This is a genomic window from Rhizobium sp. AC27/96 (assembly GCF_001692325.1).
GTDB lineage: Bacteria > Pseudomonadota > Alphaproteobacteria > Rhizobiales > Rhizobiaceae > Rhizobium.
The window spans coordinates 105494-128557 of the sequence record NZ_LXKN01000007.1 but is presented as its reverse complement, the minus strand read 5'-3'; the positions used below and the strand labels follow the sequence as shown (position 1 = coordinate 128557).

Sequence of the window (23064 nt, the reverse complement as noted above, 5' to 3'; positions counted from 1 at the left end):
CCGCGCGAAGCGACTCGCATTTCAAGGCGATCCACGGGTGGATAAGCGGGTTGATACCGGCTACCACCAACCATTCTATCCGCAGTCGTCTGGCGTCATCAATCGGATAGATGCAACGATGCCCCACACTACAATGTGCAGTGCCATAAAGCCAATCGATTTTACGCAGGCGATGGCGCAACCGCGCTGTAAGGCGGTGGCGCCAGCGCCCGTTGATATCGATCTGAAGGAGAGCGGTGGGACCAGCCCAGACTCAGTTTGATGCGGCAAGAAGCGGCCGCAGTGCATCAATCAACTCAGTCTTGCCACGCCAGATCTCGCCCACACCAGGTTCGGCATCTATCCGGCCGGCATTATGGGCGACATACAGCTCGACCAATAACTTCGCGTAGCCTTCGGAAAGACCGGCCCGCATCAACGCAGCCTGCCATTCGGTCTGAGGCACCGGTAGAGCGACAATCTCCCGGCCGGCCAGAAAACCTATCGCCGCCGCCACGTCATGTGGCGTATAGCGCTGTGGACCTTCGGCATGGACGATCCGCAGCTTGGTGTTCTTGTCTTCCAGCAGCAGTTCGGCGGCAATAGCCCCCACATCAAAGGCGGAGACGGTGGGGAGCAGCTTGGTCAGCGGATGATAGAAGCTTGGCAATCGACCACTCTCGGCAGCGACCTTCGCCAAACGCCCCCAATTCTCCATATGCTCGGCAGATCGCAGGAAAATCAGCCGGGAATCGAGCTTTCGCAGCCGCGCCTCCAGAGCATAGAAGAGCAAGGTGACGCCGGTGCCGGAACTCTGCTCCGCGCCATAATCGGAGATGGCAAGGATGGTCTGAGGATTGGCCGATGCCAATGCCTCGGCCAGTGAATCGATCAGGTTCTGGATTCTCGAACGCGCATGTTCGGCGCGAATATCGACGGGGCAGATAACCTGGACGGAGTGAGCGCCGCTCATCGCCGCGGCCAGCGCCTGACGATCGTTCAAATCGGCGATGGCGATCTCGCAGCCGAGCTCTGAAAATGCTGATGCCTGCGAGGGATCGCGCAGCACCGCGCGGACGGGAGCGCCCGCCTTGCGCAAAGCGGCAATCGTCGTGCGGCCAATTTTTCCGCTAGCGCCTAAAATGACATGCATCGTGTCTTCTCCTGTTCATCTCCCCGCGACATTACCCATTGGCGCAGAGGGGATCGCGCAGGATCGGACGGTCTGCCGCAGGATCGGACGACGATCGAGGTCAGGAATGCATTCGGCTTATCATGCCGGGCGTGAGCCCGAGAATACGCCGCATCCAATGGGCCATATGGCTCTGATGGGCAAAGCCGCTTTCCAAGGCTACCTGCGCGAGCGGCATATCGCCGGCGAGGATAAGCATTCTGGCGCGCTCGACACGGCGGGTCAGAACATAATGATGGACGGGCATACCAAAGCTCGCGCGAAAAAGTGGTTTCAAGTGCGAGACGCTGAGCCCAGCGACTGCGGCCAGATCGGCAAGCGACAGCGATTGATCGATATGCTCTTCGACGAATTCCGCCAAAGCCCGCTGTTGCCGGCTGCTCAAAGTCGCTCGCGTGGTGGCTGTCTCTATCCGCTTCTGCCCATTGCTTTCAACCAGGCGGATGGCAAGCGCCATGCCCAAAGTCTCCGCATAGGTGCTATCGGACGGCATGGGCGCTTCGATTTCCGCCTTGATGGCCCACGCGATCGATTCGAGTCGCGGATCCCGAAGCTGGAATTTAGGGGTGAGTGAAATGGCTTCCGGATCTCGGCCGAGCTCGCGGGCGGCCGCATGAAGCAGTTCCGGCCGGATCGTCAGGCGCAGGATGGTGCAATCACGATCATCTTCCCACCAACCATCCAACCCCGCGGGAACGAGATCGATATCGCCGTGTGCCTGCTGACGGTGATGATGCCGGCCGTCGCATTGGCAATGGGCATTGACAGCACGTCCAAAGTGAATGCCGAGCCGGTGCGTCTGCGATCCCGGCACATGCGTGCGGCCGGCCTGAATATGGATGAAGTCTGCTTCGAGGCTCTTCCAGCCACGGCTTCTGCTGGAATGAAGAGTGGTCGCGGCACTATTGCGCTGATCCATGATGTCGGCTTCCCGCCAAGTGTATCGCCCGCGATCTCAAGCGAGCCGGCTTCTGGGAATATAGGGAATCCTGCGTCTCCGGTCGAGACGCCTTTCGGAATGGGGCTGTCACACGATCGACGCCCGATGTTCGCGGAAGGCGGCGGCCAGCGTGCGCAGCGCTCCGCGCGAGCGGGGATCCGACAAGGTCGAGTGAAGAATAATCTTCGATGGTGGCAACGGCGGGAGACCGAGCTTTTCGCTAACCTCCACCACGCCGATGGGAGCAACACGATGCGCCAGCGCTCCAACGGCCAAGCCCGCTGTAACGGCCGCCGTAACCGCTGCCATGCCGCCGCCGAGGAAGACCTCGACCCAGCCCACGCTTGCCCCGTCCAGTGCCCGGATTGCGATGTTGCGCACTCCGCAGGAAGCAGCGAGTGACGCCAGACGGAGGGGTTCGCCCTCCCTGCGCTCGAAGCCGGGTGCCGCGAACCAGCCGAAGCGTTCTTGCGATAAGAGCTCTCCATCGCGGCGGTCGTCTTCGCGTCGAACGATTGCCGCGTCCAACGCTCCACGATCGAAATCATCCAGCAAGCTTCGCGAGGCTCCGATCTGCACCTCTATCAGCAAGGCCGGGTCATGAGCATGAAGCCGGGCCAGAAGGACTGGAAGTTCCGGGCCGGCAATCTGATCGGCGATGCCGAGCGTGAGGCGCCGGGACGTTGCACTCAGCCCCGCCATGGCGCGTTCATGGGCCGCAAGAAAGTCACGCGCCACATTGAGGAATTCGGCACCACGCGCAGACAGCCGGACCAGTCTTGGCGTCCGCTCGATCAGCTTTTCGCCAAGCCGATCCTCCAGCCGCTTCAGCTTCATGCTGATTGCGGCTTGAGAGGTATCGAGCGCCTCGGCCGCACGCGTAAAGCTCTGAAAGTCGGCGACTAAGACGAATGCCTGCACTGCTTCGACGTCAAGCGTCTTCATGGCAATCATACTCATATGTTATCTCTGATATATAAATACATCCAGTTTCATTATTATCAAGCCACGACTAGTTTGTTGTGGAACACGATATGCGGCCTCGAAATCCTGACAGGTAAGGCGGCACGCATCTGGAACCTCTTTGAACCGCAAGGGACTGAAATGACGGACTGGCACTATGCGACCCTGATGGAGACTGCCGACGCAATCAGGTCGGGCACCATCTCTCCCGTGGAACTGACGCAAGCCATGCTGGATCGGATCGCCGCGCTCGATCCGCAGCTTAAAGCCTACGCAACGGTGACGCCGGCGCTTGCGCTGACGCAGGCCCGTCAGGCCGAAGCCGAGATTTCGGCAGGGCGCTATCGCGGTATGCTCCATGGTATTCCCATCGCCCTCAAGGATATCTACGATACAGCAGGTATCGTCACGGCTGCGGGCATGCCCATTCACGCGGATCGCAAGCCAAATTCCGATGCGACCGTGGTCAAGCGTCTGGCCGAGGCCGGCGCCGTTCTTCTCGGCAAGTTGCAATTGACCGAGGGCGTCTTTGCCAAACATCATCCCACGATCGCTCCGCCACGAAACCCGTGGAACGAAGCTTACTATGCCGGTGCCTCATCCAGTGGCTCGGGCGTGGCGACCGCCGCCGGCCTCTGTTTTGCGACGTTGGGCAGCGATACCGGCGGCTCCATTCGCTTTCCTTCCGCCGCCAACGGTGTGACTGGGTTGAAGCCAACCTGGGGTCGTGTGAGCCGCCACGGTGTCTTTCCGCTCGCTGACAGTCTTGACCACGTCGGCCCGATGGCAAGGTCGGCCGCTGATGCCGGCGCGATGCTCGGCGTCGTCGCTGGCCTGGATCCGAACGACCCCACATCGCTGGCGGCTCCGGTTCCCGATTATCTCGCCGGTATCGATGCGGGAATGCGAGGCGTGCGGATCGGCATCGATACCGCCTACAACGAAACTGACGTGGACGGTGAGATCGTCTCCGCACTAGGCAGCGCGGCGCGTGCATTGCAGGAATTGGGCGGAACCATTGTCCCGGTAAGACTGCCCGATCATCGCGCGGTGAACGAGGCCTGGGGATCCTATGCCGGTATCGAGTCGACGCTCGCCCATGCCGCGACGTATCCAGCCCGCGCGGCTAAGTACGGGCCTGCCGAGAGCGGCACCATAGCCGGCCTGATCGAACACGGCCACACGGTTACCGGCAGCGACTTGATGGAGGCGCATCATGCCCGCCTCGCTTTCAGTGGCGCATTGGCAACCCTGTTTGCCGATGTCGACCTTCTGCTGATCCCGACGCAGCCTTTGGCCGATTTCACGGTGGCGCAGGAAGCTGAGCTATTCACCAGGCCGGAGGAGCTAACCGCCTTCCTGCGCTTCGTTACGCCTTTCAATATGTCGGGCAGCCCCACGATCACTCTCCCCGGCGGGTTTACGAAAAAGGGAATGCCTCTCTCCTTCCAGCTGGTTGGGCGGCATCTGGACGAGGTCCTGCTGGTGCGGGCCGGCCACGCCTATCAGCAGATGACGGATTGGCATCGGAAACATCCTTCGCTCTGAGGCCACCAATTCAACTGAACACAACGGAACGATCGCCCGGGAACGTGCGACGGTCGGGAGCATGTCATGAACATCGATAGACGAATTCAGCCGAATCCTGGCACCGGCGAGACGGCAGGCGATCCGCGCCGATGGCTTGCGCTTCCGGTCCTGCTGACAGGCGCGTTCCTCCCCATTCTGGATTTCAATGTCGTCAACCTGGCGCTGCCCGCGATCAGGGAGAGTCTCGGGGCTTCGTCGAGCGAGCTGCAATTCATCATTTCCGCCTATGCCGCCACCTATGCGGTATTCCTCATCACCGGCGGCAGGTTGGGTGATTGGCTCGGACGCAAGCAAATGTTCACCTTTGGCGTCGCCGGCTTTACGCTTGCTTCGGTGCTATGCGGCTTCGCCTGGTCGCCTGGGGTGCTGATCGCGGGGCGCATCCTGCAGGGCCTGACGGCAACCGCAATGGCGCCGCAGGTGCTCGCCTCGATCCGCGTGTTGTTTCCGCCATCGGAGCAGGGAAAGGCTTTGGGCCTCTATGGGGCGACATTCGGGCTCGCCAATATCGTCGGGCAGATCCTCGGTGGCGTATTGGTGTCGTCGCATCCCCTCGGGTTCACCTGGCAGGCGATTTTTCTGATCAATATTCCCATCGGGCTCGCAGCTTTCATTGGCAGCCTGATCTTTCTGAAGGATTCGCGCGCCGAGCACGCACAGAAACTCGATCTCGGCGGGGTATTGCTGCTCTCGGCGACGCTTGGTCTTCTCGTCTATCCACTCGTGGAAGGCCGCGACAGTGGCTGGCCATGTTGGATCACCGCCATGCTCATGGCCTTCCCGGTGATGCTCACAGCCTTCATCCTCTTTGAAAAGCGGCTGATGCGGCGCGGCGGCGCGCCTCTCGTGGACCTCTCGCTGTTTCGGGAAACCGGCTTTGCAATCGGCGTCGCGATGGCCTTGGTCTATTATATGCTCTCGGCCTTCTACCTGATGTTTTCCATCTACCTGCAAGGCGGCTTGACCCTGACACCGCTCGAAGCGGGATTACGCACACTCCCATTCGGCATCGGCTATTTTACCGCGTCATTCCTGTCAGCCGAGATCATGCGACGCCTGGGACCTCGCGCGCTGACGCTCGGTTTCGTCATACAGATTCTCGGTTTCGGATCAGTCGTGCTGGCTGTTTCAGGCGTGCTGGCAGGATATATAGAGATCGGGCTGGTGGTGGCGGGTGTTGGGTTCGGCATCGTGATGCCGTCCGTCATCAAGGCTGTGATCGGCGGGATCGATCAGCGCCACGCCGGCCTTGCATCCGGGATCGTCATCTCGACATTCCAGATCGGCGCAGCGCTCGGCGTGGCAATCATTGGCGGCATATTCTTCAGCGTGCTTGGAGCCGGACAGGAATTCAGTTCCTATTCTCGCGCCTTCGCCGTAGCGCTTGGTTGTAACGTCGCACTGCTGGTGATCGGGGCAGGTCTATCACTGTGGCTGCCTAACCCTCGATCCAGTTAAGAACCAGCTTTAGGCAATCGCAAGACGAGCCCTGGGCTCGTCAGAGCAATCTCCCCACTCCCGGCAAGAGGGTCGTGGGGAGGTGTATATCACGCCTCCTGGCTAGCTATCAGCCACCATCTTTCGGCAGCGGCGCGGCCGGGTCGATGAGCCCTTCATTCCGAAGATCCGACCAGAGCGCTGCCGGGATTGGCCATTGCATATACTGGACATTCTGCTCGAGCTCGGCCACCGAGCGTGCGCCCGGTATGACGCTGACGACGAGCTTATGGGCGAGCGGAAACTGAAGGGCGGCAGCAGCCAAAGGCACCTTATGGCTCTCGCAGACGGCATTCAGCCGTGCAACGCGGTTGAGCACATCCTGCGGTGCATTCTTGGTGTTGAAAGTTGCCCCTTGAACGGCGCCGGTTGCCAGGATGCCCGAATTGTAGGGACCGCCGATAACAAGTTTCGTGCCTTTTCGCTCGCAAGCCGGGAATAGCGTCGCCAGCGGCTCCTGTTCCAGAAGCGTGTAGCGCCCCGCCAGAAGAAAATAGTCGAACTGGCCGGCTTCGACGAAATCCGAGAGCATCTGCCACTGGTTGATGCCGACACCGACAGCCTTGATCACGCCTTGCGACCGCAGCTCGTCCAGAGCAGGGTAGGCGCCATCCATGGCCTCCTTGAAGCGGCTGCGGGCATAGGGATCTTCTCCCTTGGCGAAGTGCAGCGCCTCGTCGGGATCGTGAATTGCCAGCATGTCGATATAATCGGTTCCGAGCCGCTTCAGCGAGCCTTCTATCGAGCGCAAGACACCATCGCGCGAATAGTCGAAATCGGCGCGAAAGGGAGGGGCCTCGTCCCAGAGAACCGGTTTGACTTCACTGTCCGGGATCGGCACGAGATCGTAGCCGACCTTGGACGAAATGACGATCTCCTGCCGCGGCAGTGTTCTGATCGCTTCGCCGAGCCGTGTCTCGGCAAGACCAAAGCCATAGACCGGCGCCGTGTCAAAGTAGCGCAGCCCGGCGGCAAAGGCGGCGTGGACGGTTTCATGGGCGACCTTGGGGTCTGTAGCGCGATACATGTTGCCGAGACCCGTTCCTCCCAGACCCATCGTGGTGACCGACAGTCCAGCCGCTACACTTCTCTTTTCCAAATTCGTCATTTGATTTTCCTGACTATTTCTCGATTTCACCAATATGTGACGCGCCCGGGGTCACCCGATTTGCTGCAGGGCCGTCAAATCATATTGACATAGAACTTGTCGTACAACAATGTAACCGTATGACAGTAAGCACACGGGAGGTGTAGCTCCTGTCGTCAAAGGGAGGGTACAGTTTTGAATGACGGTCATGATGAGAATGACGAATTTCAAGCAAAGGCGCTGCTGAGCCGCAGACAGGCTTTCAGCCTCGCGGCAAAGACGGGTCTCGGCGCTGCGGCGCTGGCCAGTGGCGCTGCCGCCTTGATGTCCAATCCAAACTTCGCCATGGCGCAGGCGGCAGCACAGGCAAGCGCCGGGCTGCCAAAGAAGCCGTTCAAGTTTCACTTCGTCTGCCATGTGACGCTTGATCAGTTTTTCACGCCCTGCATCTACGGCATCCAGGATGCCTGTGCCGCATTCGGCGCCTCCTATCAATGGACCGGTTCCCAGAAGAATGTTGTCTCCGAAATGGTCAGCGCCATGCAGACGGCGATTGCCCAGAAGGCCGATGGCATCGCAGTTTGCCTTGTCGACCCCAAGGCTTTCGATGCTGCGACGGATATGGCGATGTCTGCCGGCATTCCGGTCATTGCCTTTAACGCCGACGTCCCCACGGGCAGCCCGAACAAGCGCCTTTCCTATGTCGGGCAGCCGCTGTTCCAGTCAGGCTATAACAGCGCTGTGAAATGGCTGAAGCTGCTTCCTCCGAAGGCGCATGTGCTTTTGACGATCGGTGTTCCCGGCTCGCTCAATACGCAGCCTCGCCTGGACGGCTACATTCAGGCAATCAAGGATGTCGGCAACGGCGTTACCTATGATGTCGTCAATGCCGGACCGGATCCACAGACGGAAATCTCGCGCGTTGAATCCTATTATCTCAGCCATCAGAATGTTGCGGGCATGTTCGGCACCGGCGGCTCCGACACCTATGCCTGCGGCTTCGTGTCGAACAAATATGGCCTGGCAAAGAAGGGCGGCGTGGTCGCAGGCTTCGACCTCTTCCCGCAGACCCTGACCTTCATCAAGAGCGGCGACGTAACCTTCACCACCGACCAGCAGGCCTATCTGCAGGGCTTCCTGCCGGTGCAGCAGATGTTCCTCTACAAGGTCTCCGGCGGCCTCGTCGGCCCGGCAAACAGCGACACCAGCCAGGCCTATGTGACCAAGGACAATGTCGACCAATATCTCGGCCAGACGCGCTTTGAAGGTCGCACCAGCGACGAGCCGAAGTAAGCCAGGCTACCCAACCATGTGCACGGCCTTGATCGGCCGTGCACTTTTTTTCCCGCCACGGAGCGGCCCATCAATAGCGAGGTCGATTACCTGATGAATGTAGATCCCGGAGGCCTCGAGAAGGCCGGTCACGCTGTCGCCGTTCCGCCGGCCCGCCCGACGGTCGGCAGCAGGGCCGCGACCATGTTTTCGCGCTATAAGGAAGCAAGCGTCGCCGTTGTTGCCGTGCTGCTCGTCATCTATTTCCAGATCGGCAGCAATGGTGGCTTCCTGACCACCCAGCTCATGAGCGTCGTGCTGCGCGATACCGGCCGCCTGGGCATGATCTCGGTCGCCGAAGTCATGCTGATGATCACGGGCGAGATCGATCTGTCGTTGAGCAGCACCTTCTCGCTCGCGCCCTATCTCATGGTGTTGATGTCGGTCACCTGGGGGCTGCCGCTCTTTGTCGGCGCGATCATTGGCATTCTTCTAGGTGTCGCCATCGGCTTCATCAATGGTTTCATCACTGTCAGAATGCGGATACCGTCGCTGATCACTACGGTCGGCACGCTCTTCCTGCTCCAGGGCATTACGGTTTCGATCTATGACAGCCAGCCGATCGTTGCGCCCATCGAAGAGCCGTTCAATTCGATCTTCGGCGAAAGCCTCTATGGTCCCAATGACTCGCTGTTCTCGCTGCACGGACTGACGGCATTTTCGCCTTTCCTTTGGGCGCTGCTCGTCGTCCTCGCCCTGGCGGTCGTGCTAACCAAAACGCGGTTCGGCCTTCACACCGTCGCGACAGGTAGCAATATCACCGGCTCGCGCGAAATCGGCATTAGAACCGACTGGATAAAGATCTACAACTTCATGATTGCCGGCGGCATCGCGGCCCTGGCCGGGATCATCAACACGGCGGAGTTCTCCTCAGCCGATCCGACGGCAGGCAGCCCGTTCCTGACGCTTCAGGCAATCGCCGCAGCCGTCATCGGCGGCACATCGCTGCTCGGCGGCTCCGGCACGGCAGTCGGCTCGCTCATCGGCGCCTTTGTCGTCGCCTCGCTCAACAACGGGCTCGTCATGGTCGGCACACAGGCAACCACCTCCGATATCTACCTCGGAGGTGCGATCATCGGCGCGATGATCCTCAATGTCCAGGTCGACAGACTGCGCACAAGGAGACGCAAATGACAGGCAAACCCATTCCCCCGCTGCCCCAGAACGCGCCGGTCATTCTGGAAATGGAGCATATCAGCAAGAGCTTCGGGGCGGTGACCGCGCTTGTCGATGTCAGCCTGAAGCTGCGCAAGGGAGAGGTGCTGGCGCTTGTCGGCGACAACGGCGCCGGAAAATCGACGCTCATCAAGACCATGTCTGGATTTCACACGCCGGATCGCGGCAAGATGCAGTTCAATGGCTCCGACGTTCGGTTCAGCTCGCCACGCGATGCCCGTGCCTTGGGCATTGAAACCGTCTACCAGGATCTGGCTCTGGTGGGTGACCTCAGCGTCTACCACAACATGTTTTTGGGCCGCGAACAGCGCAAGCGCTTCCTCGGGCTGAACCTGCTCGACAATCAGCGCATGCGGCAGCTTTCGCGCACCTATCTCGATACGCTCGGCATCTCCATCCCCAGCGTGAATAGTACGGTGGATATGCTGTCTGGCGGCCAGCGCCAATGCATCGCGGTGGCGCGCTCCATCTATTCGTCGCCGACCGTGCTCATCCTCGATGAGCCGCTTGCCGCACTTGGCGTGCGTGAAAGCGCTCATGTGCTGGGGCTGATCCAGAACCTCCGGCGCCAGCGAGAAGTTTCCGTCGTGCTGATCGTGCACAACTACAACCAGATCTTCGAGGTCTGCGACCGGATCAACTTCCTGCATGCCGGCGAGATCGTGCTCGATGCCTCCACGTCGGAAACCAGCGAGGAGGAGTTGATCCAGATCGTCAAGTCCGGCCTTGGCAAGCGTGCAATCACCGCCGCGGCGGGGTAAACCTTCATGTTATTGTTCACCACGGCAAAGCCCGCCGGCCTGCCGTGGTGCGGAGGCGTCAGAAACTCTTCTCACGCATAATCATGTTGCGGGCGGGTTTGCCTCACGCCTTTGAGGATATCCGCCGCCTTTTCCGCAATCATCACCGTTGCCGCATTGGTGTTCGAGGAAATCAGCCTTGGCATGACCGAGCTGTCACACACTCTCAGGCGGTCGATGCCGCGAACCTTGAGCTCGGGATCGACGACAGCGTCGTCCCCGCCACCCATGCGGCATGTCCCGACCGGATGATAGGCGGAACGCGCATATTGCCGCGCGAACTCGCGATAGTCGGCCTGGCTGCGGATGTTGCCGTCAGGCAGATGCAGCTTCCGGACAAACGGCCGGAAGGCTGCCTGCGACAGGATTTCCTGGCTGATCTTGATCCCGTCGACCGCACGTTCGAGATCGTAAGGTTCGGCGAAGGCATTCGGATCGATTGCCGGCGCAACGCTTGGATCCTTGGAGCGAAGGGTCACCGTACCGCGCGAACGGGGACGAACATGGTAGGAATTCAGGGTGCAGCCATTGCCGCCGGGAACCCCACCGATGCCCTCCTCGACACCTGCGCCGGGCAGAAAATGAAATTGGATATCCGGCGTCTTCTCGTCGCGATCACCCCACCAGAACCCGCCCGCTTCGACGATATTGGATGCGACCGGCCCCTTGCCGAAAAGCGCATATTCGATACCGGCGGCGATCTGCCAGTGGCGCTTCTTGTAACGGTCGATGCCGTAGGAGCCGCTGAGTTCGGCCAGTACGTCGACATCCATGTGATCCTGCAGATTCTTGCCGACCTCAGGCAGATCACGAACAACATCGATGTCGAGTGCTCGCAGTTCGTCTGCTGGTCCGAGACCCGAAAGCATCAGCATTTTCGGCGAGCCGATAGCACCTGCAGTCAGGATCACTTCACGCTCGGCTCCCAGCAGCACCGGGCGTCCGTCCTCGATGATTTCGACGCCGACAGCGCAGCCGTTCTCGATGACGATGCGGTTGACGGCGACGCCCGTCCGAACGGTCAGGTTCTTACGTCCCGCCGCCGGCCTTAGATAACCGACGGCGGTACTGCTGCGCCGACCATTTCGCGTCGTTGTCTGATAGAAGCCTGCGCCCGCCTGCGATCCGGCATTGAAGTCCGGATTGAAGGGGAGGCCAGCTTCCTGCGCTGCGCGCACGAAGACGCGCGTCAGCGAATGTGGATTCTGCGAACTCACCCCGAGTGGGCCTTCGGTGCCGTGATGAGCACCGCCGAACGTATCGTTGCCTTCGGATTTGCGGAAATAGGGGCGCACATCTTCGTAGCCCCAGCCCTGGCAACCTTCGAGATCGCGCCAGCCGTCATAGTCTTCCGGGCATCCGCGAGTGAAGACCTGGGCATTGATCGAGCTGCCACCGCCGAGGACGCGGGCCTGCGGATAAACCATCTTTCGCCCGGCAATCTCGCGTCCGGCAATGGTTTCGTAGCCCCAGATCAGGGGACCCGCGGTCATCTTGAAGAAACCCACCGGCAGGTGGATATACATGTTGGTATCGCGCGGGCCGGCTTCCAGCAAAGTCACCGAGACATCCGGATCCTCGCTCAGGCGCGCAGCAAGCACGCATCCCGCCGAGCCGCCGCCGACGATGATGTAATCAGGCATTCTCTTCCTCCGCGAATTCCACAACCACCGGCGTTTCCTCTTTATCCAGCGGTCGGATCGCGATCACAATCTCAAGTCTCTTGCTCCCCGTCAAGAGAAAGGGTACGGTTATAGACTTGAAGGGTTGTCGTACAAATGCTACGACGGAAACGCTTCAGATCGAGATGTCGCGGGAATAAGGACGGCATCGGATCTTCGTCATTCAATGGGAGGTTTTCGAATGACAGACAGGATAAATTCGCGTTTCGCCAGCATGAACCGTCGCTCGTTTCTCGCCACCGTGGCAGCAGGCGCAACGGTTGCCGCATTGCCCAGCCGGCTCTTCGCCGCGGACAAGCCAACGCTCGTCACTTCGATCCGTTCGCTGTCCAACCCGTACCACGCTGTGTGGAAGACAGGTGCCGAAGCCTTTGCGTCCGCCGTTGGTCTCGACCACGTAACGCTCGTCTCGGAAGGCAACAGCGAAAAGGGGATTGCCGATATCAAGGCCATGCTCGCCAAGACCGGCGGCAACATGGTGGTGAATTCCGATCCGAACGACACGCCGGATGCGCGGCCGATCGTCGAGGCTTGCGCCAAGGCGGGTGCCTATGTGGTCACGCAGTGGAACAAGCCGAACGATCTTCACCCGAAGGATTTCAATCCCTACTACGTGTCCCACATCGAGTTTGACGGTATCTCGAGCGGCAAGCAGATCGCCGAAATCCTGTTCAAGTCGATCGGCGGCTCCGGCGGCATCATCGCCCTTGGCGGACAGATCTCCAACACGGCCGCGATCGAACGCAAGAAGGGCCTTGATCTGGCGCTCGCGGCAAACCCCAATATCAAGCTCCTGGACTTCCAGGTCGCCAACTGGAAATCGTCGGAAGCCTACGACCTGACGGGCAATCTGTTGACGCGTTTCGGCGACGACGTGAAGGCCGTCTGGGCGGCCAATGACGACATGGGCACGGGCGCACTCGAAGCTCTGCGCGCCGAAAATCTTGCGGGCAAGGTCCCCGTCGTCGGCGTCGACGGCATCAAAGCCGCGGTCGATGCGGTGCGCAAGGGCGAATTCGCCTGCACCGTTACCTCCGATCCGTTCTGGCAGGGCGGCATGGGCCTCGCAATCGGTCTGGCCGCATTGCAGAAGAAGTTCGACCCGGCCAAGGAGCCGCCAGAGCATCGGGAGTTCTATGGCAAGGCCGTGCTCATCGCCAAGGACAATGTCGAGGATTACTACAAGAACAATATCGACTCGCATCCGACGCTCGACTGGAACGACCTCTGGGGTCGCGTGACCGGCGCTATCCGCACCTAAGGCGCGACGACGGTCTCCTTTCGCAGCCTACGGCTCCTCCCGCGGCTGCCTTGCGGCTGGCAGATGTTGCGACACCTGCCAGCCCTCTCTGGACGACGCAGCGAGGTAAGACGGTTGACCACCAATATCGAGAACATCAAAACTATGACGAAAAGCGAGCGGGCAGATGCCATGCCGACGTCAGGAAGCCGCCTGGTAAATAAGCTCAACCTCAAGCGCTGGCGCTCCTATGCGCCTGTCGTGGTGCTGATTGCGCTCTGCATCCTGATCACAATTGCCAATCCGAATTTCATCGAACTCCGCAATCTCGTGCGCGTTGCCAACTCTGCCGCAGTGCCGCTGACGCTTGCCATGGGACTGACTTTCATCATCCTGCTCGGCAGCATCGATCTTTCGGTTGAAGGATCGCTCTCGGTCGCTGCCATGGTCACCGTGCTTCTTGCCACCAATGACGCCAATGCCAATTCCTATGGCTGGTTCGCCGTCATCGCAGCGATTACCGCCAGCACATTGATGGGGTTCACGACCGGCATCATCCAGACCTATCTGAGGATCCCCTCCTTCATGGCGACGCTGGGTGTCTGGTTCATCGGGCTGGGCATTTCGGTCTACATGCTCGGCGGCTCGGCCGTCCGTCTGATGGACCCTTCCATTCGTGACCTCGCCTTGATGCGGGTGCTCGGCCTGCCGCTCGCCGTATGGGTGGCATTCGCATCCTTCCTGCTCGCTTGTGTGGTTCAATATTACACCCGCCTTGGCCGTCATATCCTGGCGATCGGCGGCGGTGAGGATGTCGCCGAGCTTTCCGGCATCAACCTGCGGCGCGTGCGCATCATGGCATTCGGGCTTGCCGGTTTCTTCTTCGGCGTGGCGGGTGTTCTTTCAGCCGCCCAGCTTGGCCGGTCCGACGCCGTCATCGCAGATGGCCGCCTGTTTGCGGCGGTCACGGCCGTCGTCGTTGGCGGCACGGCGCTCACCGGTGGGGAAGGCGGCGTCATCAATACTCTGGTCGGCGTTTTGATTGTCACCGTGCTCAGCAATGGCATGATCCTCCTCGGTGTCTCGCCCTATGTGCAGCAGACCGTGCAGGGGTTGATGATCATCGCCGCCGTCGCGCTTTCCCTCGACCGCCTGCGCCTCCAGATCGTGAAGTGACCGCCATGTTGTCAGCCAAAGAAATCGGTAAATCCTTCGCAGGCGTCCCCGCTCTACGCAATGTCTCGATCGAGATCAGACCCAATGAAGTGGTTGGGCTGATCGGCGAAAACGGCGCTGGCAAGTCGACGCTGATGCGCATCCTTGCGGGAACGCATCAGCCTGACAGCGGCACGCTGATGCTTGACGGCCAGCCGCTGAAGCTGCGCAATGCGCGCGACGGCGCGGTGCATGGCATCGGCATGGTCTTTCAGGAGCAGTCGCTGCTGCTCAATATCTCCGTGGCCGAAAACATCTATCTCGGCCAGGAAGACCAGTTCGTCCGCTTCGGCATCATGGACTGGAAGGGAATGCGGGCGGCTGCGCGGCGCCAACTCGAGAAGATCGGCGTCGATATCGATGTGACGGCACGGACCTCGGAGCTGACATTCGCGGCGCGCCAGATGGTCGAGCTCGCAAAGGCTCTGACGCTCGAGGAAACCGTGGCACGGCCACTCGTGATCCTGCTCGACGAACCGACATCTGTGCTCAGCGGCAGCGATATCGATGTGCTGTTCAAGCGTGTGCGGTCGCTCAAATCCCGCGCAAGCTTCGTCTTCGTCTCGCATCGGCTGGATGAGGTGCTGCGCATCTCCGACCGCGTCTATACGATGAAGGACGGGCAGGTGGTTGCCGAGCACAGGGCAGCCGATGTCACCGGGCCGGAACTGCATGAAATCATGGTCGGGCGCGGCCTGCAGGCGACCTATTACAAGGAAGACAAGCAGCTGCCACCGCGCAGCGAGATCGTCGTCGATGCCAGCCGGCTGGCGATCGATGGCGCATTTCACGATGTCGACCTGCAGATCCGCGCCGGCGAGATTGTCGGCATTGCCGGCGTCGTCGGTTCGGGCCGTGAAGAAGTGACCCGCACGATTGGTGGCTTCCTGGCGCATACGGGCGGCACCTTGAAAATCAACGGAGAGGCCGTGCATTTTCGCTCTCCGGAACAGGCCGTTCGCAAGAGCATCGGCTATATCCCGCGCGAAAGGCGCGTGGAGGGCCTGGTGATGTTTCTCTCAATCGCCGAGAACATCTCGCTTGCGGACCTTTCCTCCGTCATGCGCAGGGGCGCGATCGACTATGGCCGCGAACGCCGCCTCGCCACGGACTGGATCAAGCGGCTGCGCATCAAGGCTCCCGGGCCTGATATTGCCTGCCGCAAGCTGTCCGGCGGCAATCAGCAGAAGGTGGTGTTGGCCCGCTGGATGACAGCCGGCTCCCGTATTCTCGTTCTCGACCATCCGACGCGCGGGCTCGATGTCGGTGCGAAGGAGGAAGTCTATGAGCTGGTTCGCGAATTGTCGTCGCAGGGCATCGCCATCCTGCTGATCTCCGACACGCTGGAGGAGACGATCGGGCTTTCACACCGCGTGCTCGTCATGCGTGACGGCGCAGTGACAGCGCATTTCGACGCGGCGCCAGGTCACAAACCGGATCAGGTCGACCTGGTCCGGGCCATGGTTTGAGGAGAGCATCATGAAGAGCTTCAGAGACATCAAAACTCTCCTTGCCGCCGGCTGGATTCAAGGCGCGATACCGCCCGCATTGCTTGTTGTGCTGGTGCTCGCCATCGAGGTGGCGGCGCCAGGCTTCCTGACGGGCGATACGCTGATCCTGCTGCTGTCGAACACGGCCGTTCTGTTCATTCTGGCGGCCGGCGTCACCTTCGTCATCCTCATCGGCGGCATTGATCTCTCGATCCAGTCGGTCGCATCGCTGGCAAGCGTTATCCTCGCTCAGCTCCTGCCGCAGATCGGCATTCTCGCTTTCGCCGTTGCAATCCTGTCAGGCCTCGTCTTCGGCATCCTCAGCGGCTACGTCCATGTCCGCCTGAAAGTGCCGTCCTTCGTGGCGACGCTTGCGACCGGCGGCGTCGTGGCCGGCATTGCCCTTTGGGCGGCGGCTGGCCGGGCAATCACCATCGAGGAAGGCGGGCGCGAGAAAACCGCCTGGATCAACGGCACGCTCGCCGGCCTGCCGACCGTCATCTGGATCGCCGCCGTTATCGGCATCCTGGCCTATATCGGCCTCAGATATACGCGCTTCGGCCGCCACAGTCTGGCGGTCGGCGCAGGCGAACCGGCAGCGATCGCGGCCGGGATCAATGTCGAGCGGACGAAGATCGTCGCATTCGCAATATCGGGAATGTTGGCCGCAATCGCCGGCATCATCCTTGGAGCACGTCTTTCAAGCGGCTCGCCCAATCTCGCCAACCAGCTGCTTCTCCCCGCCATCGCCGCCGTCATCGTCGGCGGCACGGCGATCACCGGTGGTCTTGGCGGTGTGGCACGCACCGCCGTCGGTGCGCTGATCATCTCCATCGTCCGCATCGGCATGACATTCGTCGGGATCAACATCTTTGCGGAAAATGTCGTCTTCGGCGCCGTCCTCATCCTCGCCGTTGCCATCACCATCGACCGCAGCAAGATTGCGATCATCAAATGACAGGGCGTTCGGGGGCGGCATTCGCGTATGAAAAAGGCCGCGTCGGTCGACGCGGCCCTCTAAGAACCAAACAATCCTTACATCGTGTCGAGGCCGACCAACTCGATCTTGTAGCCATCGGGATCTTCGATGAAGGCGATATGCGTCGTGCCGTGCAGCATCGGGCCGGGGGGACGCGGGATCTTTGCCCCTTCCTTTTCCAGAGCAGCGCAGACGGCGTAGATATCGTTGACGCCAAGCGCAAGATGGCCGAAGCCCGTGCCGAGTTCGTAGGGCTCTTCACGACCCCAGTTGTAGGTCAGCTCGACGACGGTATCCGTCTCCTCCGGACCATAGCCGACGAAGGCGTTGGTGAACTTGCCGCCCGGGTAGTCATCCTTGCGCAGAAGCTTCATCCCAAGCAGTTCGGTGTAGAATTTGATCGACCTGTCGAGATCGAACACGCGGATCATGGTGTGCATCATTCTAAATTGGCCGGACGTGGCGGTCATAATACGGATCCTCCTGCAAGTTATCGTTTTCACATCGGTTTTCGGTGAAATGGGAGCAGCTGAAGAGGCCCCCGCACTTGATGTTCAAAACCGATGTTGTATGATAACCATGCAAGCGACCTAGTTGTCCAGATGTTTTCGAACCTAACCCGGAGCAACCGAATGAATGCCCTTTCGCCCCATCAGGAAAGCGCGCTCGCAGCCCTTGCGGCAGCGATGCCGGCAGAGATGCTCCTGACGGATGCGGATGCCATGGGACGCTACAGCCGGGATTGGTCCGGCGATCACTACGGCCGGCCATTGGCGGTCGCGCGGCCACGATCGACGGCGGAAGTAAGCCAGCTTATGAAGTGCTGCCATGAGCATCAGATCCACGTCGTGCCACAGGGCGGATTGACGGGGCTGGTCGGTGGAGCCGTGCCGAGCTATCCCGGCGGGGAAGTCGTTGTTTCGCTGGAGCGGATGAACAAGGTGCGTTCCGTCAATCCCATCGATTTTGCGATGGTTGTCGAGGCTGGCTGTATTCTTGAAGAGGCCAAGCAGCATGCCGAGGCGGCGGATTGTATTCTCCCCATCACCTTCGGTGCGCAGGGTACTTGCCGGATCGGTGGCAACGTCTCCACCAATGCCGGCGGCTTCAATGTGCTGCGCTACGGCATGACGCGCGATCTCGTGCTCGGCCTGGAGGTCGTGCTTGCCGATGGCCGCATCTGGAATGGCCTGCGTACGTTGCGCAAGGACAATCGCGGCTATGACCTGAAGCAGCTCTTCATCGGCAGCGAAGGCACGCTCGGCATCGTGACCGCCGTTGCACTCAAGGTTTTCCCGAAGCCGGAACAGGTGGAGACGGCGCTGGTCGGCCTCGAATCCGTTGAAGCGGCCATGCAGCTTTACGCGCGGGCGCGCCGCCAATGCAGCGATCTGCTCACCGCTTTCGAGCTCATTCTGCGTGGGGGTATCGAGATCGCCATCAATTCACGAAACGATCTCCCCGATCCATTGAGCGAGGCCTATCCCGTCTACGTTCTCATCGAAGCGTCGGCGGCCGGACGGGTCGATCTGAGGGCGTTGCTGGAAGGCTTTCTCGCGGATGCCTCCGATCTCATTCTCGATGGCGTCATCGCCAGCAGCAAGGCGCAGAGCGACAAATTGTGGCTGCTGCGGGAGATGATGGTCGAGGCGCAGGGTCGTGGGGGACGCTACCTCAGGACGGATGTTTCGGTCTCGATATCAAGCCTGGCCGCCTTCGTTTCCGATACGCTCGACGCTCTCTCGAAAAAACACCCCGAAGCGATTGCCGTAACCTATGGCCATGTCGGCGACGGCAATATTCATCTGAACATCGTTCCGCCGGTGGGCATGCCGGCTGCCGAGTTCGACCACCTGTTCCATGCGACGGAAGAGGTGATTTTCGATGTCGTGGACAGGCATGGCGGCTCGATCAGCGCGGAGCATGGTATCGGCCGCGTCAAGCAGGCGGCATTCCTCAAACGCGCCGACCCCTTGACGCTGGAGCTTTCCAGCCGGATCAAGGATGCGTTCGATCCGAAGCATCTGTTAAGCGAGGGCCGAATACTGGCAAGCGTGGAAAGCGAAGTACGGGGGTAGGGAATGACGCTGAAGCTCGACAAGGTCAATCGGGGACCGCATCTCTCGACATTGGTCGCGAGTTCGATTTCGCGGGAGATCGCACAGGGGCGGCTGCGGCCCGGCGACCAGTTGCCGACCGAACAGCAACTGGCCCAGACATTCGGCGTCAGCCGCAATGTCGTCCGCGAAGCAATCGCGCGGCTGCGTTCCGAAGGCCGCATCTGGTCGCAGCAGGGCCGAGGCGCATTTGTTGCGGACGAGCCCAATGCTACGGTGCTGACGATCGATTTCGAGGCCCTGCAGCAGGCAAGTGCCTTCCAGTCGCTCTTCGAACTGCGCGGCATTCTCGAAGTCCAGGCGGCGGCTCTCGCCGCAAAGCGTCGTACAGGTGACGATCTTCTCGCCATGAAGGATGCTCTCGCAACGATGCGGGCCGCGCCCTATGGAAGCGTGATGTGGCTGAAGACCGACCTCGAATTTCACAAGACGGTCGCCGCCGCCACCGACAATGCCTACATGGTTCAGTTTTTGATGTTCGTCTCGGAGAAGGTACGCGAGAGCATTCTCGCGTCAGGCAATCAACAGCGCTCCGAGGATCTCGCCGCCGTCACGCTCGGAGAGCACCAGCGTATTCTCGATGCCATCGAGGCCGGGGATGCGGACGAAGCTCAGGAGGCGATGCGTGCCCACCTCCATGGCGCGGCAAGCCGTGTTGGCCTTGCCGAAGAGCAATCCGAATAATGTGCTGAGGATCTGAAATGACAGGAAGACTTGAAGGAAAGACGGCCGTCGTCACGGCGGCCGGACAAGGGATGGGGCGCGCCACCGTGCTGGCCTTTTTGCGGGAGGGCGCCCGTGTCTGGGCAACGGACATCGACGCAGCAAAGCTGGACACGCTTCGCGACCATGCCGGCGTCACGGTGCGGAGGCTCGACGTTTTGAAGGCAGAAGAGATCAAGGATTTCGCGGCCGACATCGATGCGCCGGATATTCTTTTCAACTGCGCCGGCTTCGTCCATAACGGTTCGATCCTCGATTGCGACGAGGATGCTTTCGATTTTTCCGTCAACCTGAATATCCGCGCGATGTACCGCATGATCCGCGCCTTCCTGCCCGGCATGATCGCACGGGGTGGCGGATCGATCGTCAATATGGCATCGGTCGCGTCGACCGTTATCGCCGCGCCGAACCGTTTCATCTATGGGACCACCAAGGCTGCGGTCATCGGGCTGACGAAATCGGTCGCACTCGATTATGTCGGCCAGGGCATCCGCGCCAATGCCATCTGCCCCGGCACGGTGGAAAGCCCCTCGCTGCAGGATCGTATGCGCGCACTTGGCGACTATGATCAGGCCAGAGCCGGCTTTATCGCCCGTCAGCCGATGGGTAGGCTCGGAACGGCGGAAGAAGTCGCCGAACTCGTCGTTTACCTCGCCAGCAACGAGTCTGCCTTCATGACCGGCAACGCCGTCGTCATCGATGGCGGCTGGGCGAACGCTTAAAACACCAACTCAAGATAGCGGACAATCAATATGAAGCTTCTCCGATACGGCCAGCGCGGCCACGAAAAGCCCGGCATCCTCGACAAGAACGGCAAGGTCAGGGACCTTAGCGGTCAGATCGATGACATTGCCGGCGTCAATCTCACTGTGGCCGGCCTGGCAAAGATCGCCGCAATCGACGTCGAGAGCCTGCCCGTGGTTGCCGAGCCCGGTCGCCTCGGCCCATGTGTCGCCCGAACCGGCAAATTCATCTGCGTTGGCCTGAATTATGCCGACCATGCTGCCGAGACGGGTGCAGCTATTCCCGAAGAGCCGATCCTCTTCATGAAGGCGACGAGCGCCATCACCGGCCCGAACGACAACGTCATCATTCCGCGCAAGTCGAAAAAGACCGACTGGGAAGTCGAACTCGGCATCGTGATCGGCGATGAAGCCCGCTATGTCTCCGAGGCCGATGCCTTGAAGCACGTTGCCGGCTATTGCCTCATCAATGACGTGTCCGAGCGTGAATTCCAGGCCGAGCGCGGCGGCCAATGGACCAAGGGCAAATCGGCCGATAGTTTCGGGCCGATCGGCCCCTGGGTGGTCACGCGCGACGAGATCGCCGATCCGCAGAACCTGAAGATGTGGCTTTCGGTCGACGGTACGATGCGCCAGAACGGCTCCACCAAGACAATGATCTTCGGCGTTGCCTTCCTCGTCCACTACATCTCGCAATTCATGAGCCTGCAGCCAGGCGATATCATCTCCACCGGCACGCCGCCCGGCGTCGGCCTCGGCATGAAGCCGCCGCTTTTCCTGACGGCAGGGCAGACGATCAAGCTCGGAATCGATGGGCTTGGCGAGCAGACGCAGCTGACTGTCGATGCAGCCTGATTGAATGATGGGAGGCGGTGAAGCGCCTCCCACTTCTAATGTGTTGCCATAATGGAAAGCGTGCGCAGGGCAGCCGAGGCCGCGCCGTAACCGTTGTCGATATTGCAAACGGTCACCCCTGGGGCACAGCTTGCCAACATCGCATTGAGAGCCGTGCGGCCGCTTTCGGACGCTCCATAGCCAACGGAGGTCGGGACGGCGATCAGCACGCCGGGGACGAGCCCTCCGAGTACACTGGCAAGTGCGGCATCCATGCCGGCGACGGCAATGACGATCGGATGGCACCGGATTTCCTCGATCCTGTCCATGAGCCGCCAGAGACCGGCTACGCCGACATCGGTGATGAGGCTCGCCTCGACGCCGGCGTGACGGAGTGTGCGCGCGGCCTCCCGCGCGACGCCGGCATCAGACGTGCCGGCAGCGACAATCGCAACCTTGCCGGTGACGACGACCGGCCGCAGCGGCCCGAAGAAAGCTATTCGGGAGAGGGGGCAATAGTCGATATCGGCGGCGAGCTCCGCCGGCAGGCTTGAGAACTTACCCGCATCAAGGCGCGTCAGCAGCAGACCGACCTTCCGCTCGCGTGCATCCGCGAGGATGGAAACGATCTGCCCGACGCTCTTGCCTTCGCTGAACACAGCCTCATCGAGCCCGATGCGGGCCGAGCGGCCAAAATCGAAGACGACATCGGAACCGCTCATTGCTTTGCTCCGACGAAAGCGCTGCCATTGCGATAGGCTTCGAAGCCGATCCTGCGGCCAGCAAGCGTTGTGGGCAACAATGCGACGATCGCTTTAGAGAGGTCTGACTGCCTGTCAGTTGTTATCCGATCGAGGCTTTGCGGATCGAGTTCGATGACGACGCCAGCCCGCCGCACGCGACAGCGTACCGTCTGGGGTGTCAGTGCGGCGCCGATCAGGCGCTCGATGGCATGGATTGCCTTCAGCGCCTCAGGGTCGATGGCAATCGTCGTCTCGACACGGCTGGAAAGACAAGGTGATGCTGGCAGCTCAGCGAGCTCACCAAGGCCGAGTTCGCGGGCAAGCGCGCGCACGCCCTGTTTGTCGATCTCCGCTTCAAGATAGGGATGGCGGACGTGATGATTACGGGCGGCATCGAGCCCCGGCCGATATTCCCCGAGATCGTCTGTATTCGCGCCGGACAAGACTTGCCGATCCGAAAGGCGGCTGATGGCACCGTAGAGATTGCCCTTGCAGAAGAAGCAGCGATTGACGGGATTGCTGACGTAGTTCTCGTCGGCAAATTCGCCGGCATCGAGAATGCGAAGATCCCAGCCCTCGCTCTTAGCAAAGCCACGCACGCGCTCCGTAGCCTCCGGCGGCACTGCAGGTGAAACGGCATGCATCATCGTTACGCGCGCACTGCCGAGCAGCCGGTGGGCGATGATGGCAAGCGTCATGGAATCGACTCCGCCGCTGACCGCGATAGCCAATGTTTCCAGCG

At 60.7% G+C, this 23064-nt stretch carries 21 protein-coding genes; 13 read left to right on the top strand and 8 right to left on the bottom strand.

Annotated elements, in window-relative coordinates:
* Positions 1 to 253: 253 nt before the first annotated feature.
* The 3 genes from A6U86_RS09380 to A6U86_RS09370 form a co-directional block, all read right to left on the bottom strand.
* The gene (locus A6U86_RS09380; protein ID WP_068389540.1) at positions 254 to 1132 is read right to left on the bottom strand and encodes an NAD(P)H-binding protein; all 879 of its coding nucleotides are present in this window, start codon (positions 1130 to 1132) and stop codon (positions 254 to 256) included.
* Between the two features lie 100 nt (positions 1133 to 1232).
* On the bottom strand, positions 1233 to 2090 hold the full coding sequence (locus A6U86_RS09375; protein WP_068389539.1) for an AraC family transcriptional regulator: 858 nt from the start codon (positions 2088 to 2090) through the stop codon (positions 1233 to 1235).
* A gap of 108 nt (positions 2091 to 2198) precedes the next feature.
* Positions 2199 to 3065 (bottom strand): LysR family transcriptional regulator, encoded by an 867-nt coding sequence (locus tag A6U86_RS09370; protein ID WP_244509859.1) that lies wholly within the window; start codon positions 3063 to 3065, stop codon positions 2199 to 2201.
* Between the two features lie 66 nt (positions 3066 to 3131).
* Between A6U86_RS09370 and A6U86_RS09365 the strand changes: the two genes are divergently transcribed.
* Both A6U86_RS09365 and A6U86_RS09360 read left to right on the top strand, forming a co-directional pair.
* Positions 3132 to 4622, top strand: a complete 1491-nt coding sequence (locus tag A6U86_RS09365; RefSeq protein ID WP_343287065.1) for an amidase — start codon at positions 3132 to 3134, stop codon at positions 4620 to 4622.
* Between the two features lie 66 nt (positions 4623 to 4688).
* Entirely contained in the window at positions 4689 to 6122 is a 1434-nt protein-coding gene (locus A6U86_RS09360; RefSeq protein ID WP_068389538.1) for an MFS transporter, read from the top strand.
* Positions 6123 to 6231: 109 nt separating this feature from the next.
* On the opposite strand, the gene A6U86_RS09355 is transcribed toward A6U86_RS09360, so the two are convergent.
* Positions 6232 to 7269, bottom strand: coding sequence for an aldo/keto reductase (locus A6U86_RS09355; RefSeq protein WP_068389536.1), 1038 nt, complete (start codon positions 7267 to 7269; stop codon positions 6232 to 6234).
* A 174-nt stretch (positions 7270 to 7443) separates the two neighbouring features.
* Between A6U86_RS09355 and A6U86_RS09350 the strand changes: the two genes are divergently transcribed.
* The 3 genes from A6U86_RS09350 to A6U86_RS09340 all read left to right on the top strand — a co-directional run bounded on the left by A6U86_RS09350 (position 7444) and on the right by A6U86_RS09340 (position 10517).
* Positions 7444 to 8541, top strand: coding sequence for a sugar ABC transporter substrate-binding protein (locus A6U86_RS09350; RefSeq protein WP_068389532.1), 1098 nt, complete (start codon positions 7444 to 7446; stop codon positions 8539 to 8541).
* A 93-nt stretch (positions 8542 to 8634) separates the two neighbouring features.
* Positions 8635 to 9714 carry an ABC transporter permease gene (locus tag A6U86_RS09345; protein ID WP_083196769.1) on the top strand — a complete coding sequence of 360 codons (1080 nt, stop codon included), beginning with the start codon at positions 8635 to 8637 and terminating at the stop codon, positions 9712 to 9714.
* The gene (locus tag A6U86_RS09340) at positions 9711 to 10517 is read left to right on the top strand and encodes an ATP-binding cassette domain-containing protein (protein WP_141683665.1); all 807 of its coding nucleotides are present in this window, start codon (positions 9711 to 9713) and stop codon (positions 10515 to 10517) included. Before A6U86_RS09345 ends, A6U86_RS09340 begins: the two co-directional genes overlap by 4 nt.
* A 71-nt stretch (positions 10518 to 10588) precedes the next feature.
* On the opposite strand, the gene A6U86_RS09335 is transcribed toward A6U86_RS09340, so the two are convergent.
* Complete coding sequence (locus A6U86_RS09335) at positions 10589 to 12199, bottom strand: GMC family oxidoreductase (RefSeq protein WP_068389530.1); 1611 nt, start codon at positions 12197 to 12199, stop codon at positions 10589 to 10591.
* 220 nt (positions 12200 to 12419) lie between these two features.
* Between A6U86_RS09335 and A6U86_RS09330 the strand changes: the two genes are divergently transcribed.
* The 4 genes from A6U86_RS09330 to A6U86_RS09315 all read left to right on the top strand — a co-directional run bounded on the left by A6U86_RS09330 (position 12420) and on the right by A6U86_RS09315 (position 17141).
* The gene (locus tag A6U86_RS09330; protein ID WP_068389529.1) at positions 12420 to 13499 is read left to right on the top strand and encodes a sugar ABC transporter substrate-binding protein; all 1080 of its coding nucleotides are present in this window, start codon (positions 12420 to 12422) and stop codon (positions 13497 to 13499) included.
* A 144-nt stretch (positions 13500 to 13643) separates the two neighbouring features.
* Positions 13644 to 14654, top strand: a complete 1011-nt coding sequence (locus A6U86_RS09325) for an ABC transporter permease (protein WP_244509857.1) — start codon at positions 13644 to 13646, stop codon at positions 14652 to 14654.
* A 5-nt stretch (positions 14655 to 14659) separates the two neighbouring features.
* Positions 14660 to 16162, top strand: coding sequence for a sugar ABC transporter ATP-binding protein (locus A6U86_RS09320; protein WP_068389721.1), 1503 nt, complete (start codon positions 14660 to 14662; stop codon positions 16160 to 16162).
* Positions 16163 to 16172: 10 nt separating this feature from the next.
* Positions 16173 to 17141, top strand: coding sequence for an ABC transporter permease (locus tag A6U86_RS09315; protein WP_068389527.1), 969 nt, complete (start codon positions 16173 to 16175; stop codon positions 17139 to 17141).
* Between the two features lie 77 nt (positions 17142 to 17218).
* Here the strand turns inward: A6U86_RS09315 and gloA are convergent, their stop codons facing one another.
* On the bottom strand, positions 17219 to 17632 hold the full coding sequence (gene gloA, locus A6U86_RS09310) for a lactoylglutathione lyase (RefSeq protein ID WP_068389524.1): 414 nt from the start codon (positions 17630 to 17632) through the stop codon (positions 17219 to 17221).
* A gap of 162 nt (positions 17633 to 17794) precedes the next feature.
* Here gloA and A6U86_RS09305 point away from each other — a divergent pair, with 162 nt between their 5' ends.
* The 4 genes from A6U86_RS09305 to A6U86_RS09290 are packed head-to-tail and all read left to right on the top strand — an operon-like array spanning position 17795 to position 21600.
* Complete coding sequence (locus A6U86_RS09305) at positions 17795 to 19240, top strand: FAD-binding oxidoreductase (protein WP_068389522.1); 1446 nt, start codon at positions 17795 to 17797, stop codon at positions 19238 to 19240.
* A gap of 3 nt (positions 19241 to 19243) precedes the next feature.
* A complete protein-coding gene (locus A6U86_RS09300; protein ID WP_068389517.1) occupies positions 19244 to 19963 on the top strand; it encodes a FadR/GntR family transcriptional regulator in 720 nt (239 codons plus the stop codon).
* Between the two features lie 17 nt (positions 19964 to 19980).
* A complete protein-coding gene (locus A6U86_RS09295; protein WP_068389516.1) occupies positions 19981 to 20724 on the top strand; it encodes an SDR family oxidoreductase in 744 nt (247 codons plus the stop codon).
* A gap of 30 nt (positions 20725 to 20754) precedes the next feature.
* Entirely contained in the window at positions 20755 to 21600 is an 846-nt protein-coding gene (locus A6U86_RS09290; protein ID WP_068389514.1) for a fumarylacetoacetate hydrolase family protein, read from the top strand.
* Between the two features lie 35 nt (positions 21601 to 21635).
* Here A6U86_RS09290 and larB read toward each other — a convergent pair whose 3' ends face one another.
* Both larB and A6U86_RS09280 read right to left on the bottom strand, forming a co-directional pair.
* Entirely contained in the window at positions 21636 to 22301 is a 666-nt protein-coding gene (larB, locus tag A6U86_RS09285; protein ID WP_068389511.1) for a nickel pincer cofactor biosynthesis protein LarB, read from the bottom strand.
* Complete coding sequence (locus A6U86_RS09280) at positions 22298 to 23020, bottom strand: adenine nucleotide alpha hydrolase (protein ID WP_244509856.1); 723 nt, start codon at positions 23018 to 23020, stop codon at positions 22298 to 22300. The genes larB and A6U86_RS09280 overlap by 4 nt, the downstream gene beginning before the upstream one ends.
* Between the last annotated feature and the right edge of the window lie 44 nt (positions 23021 to 23064).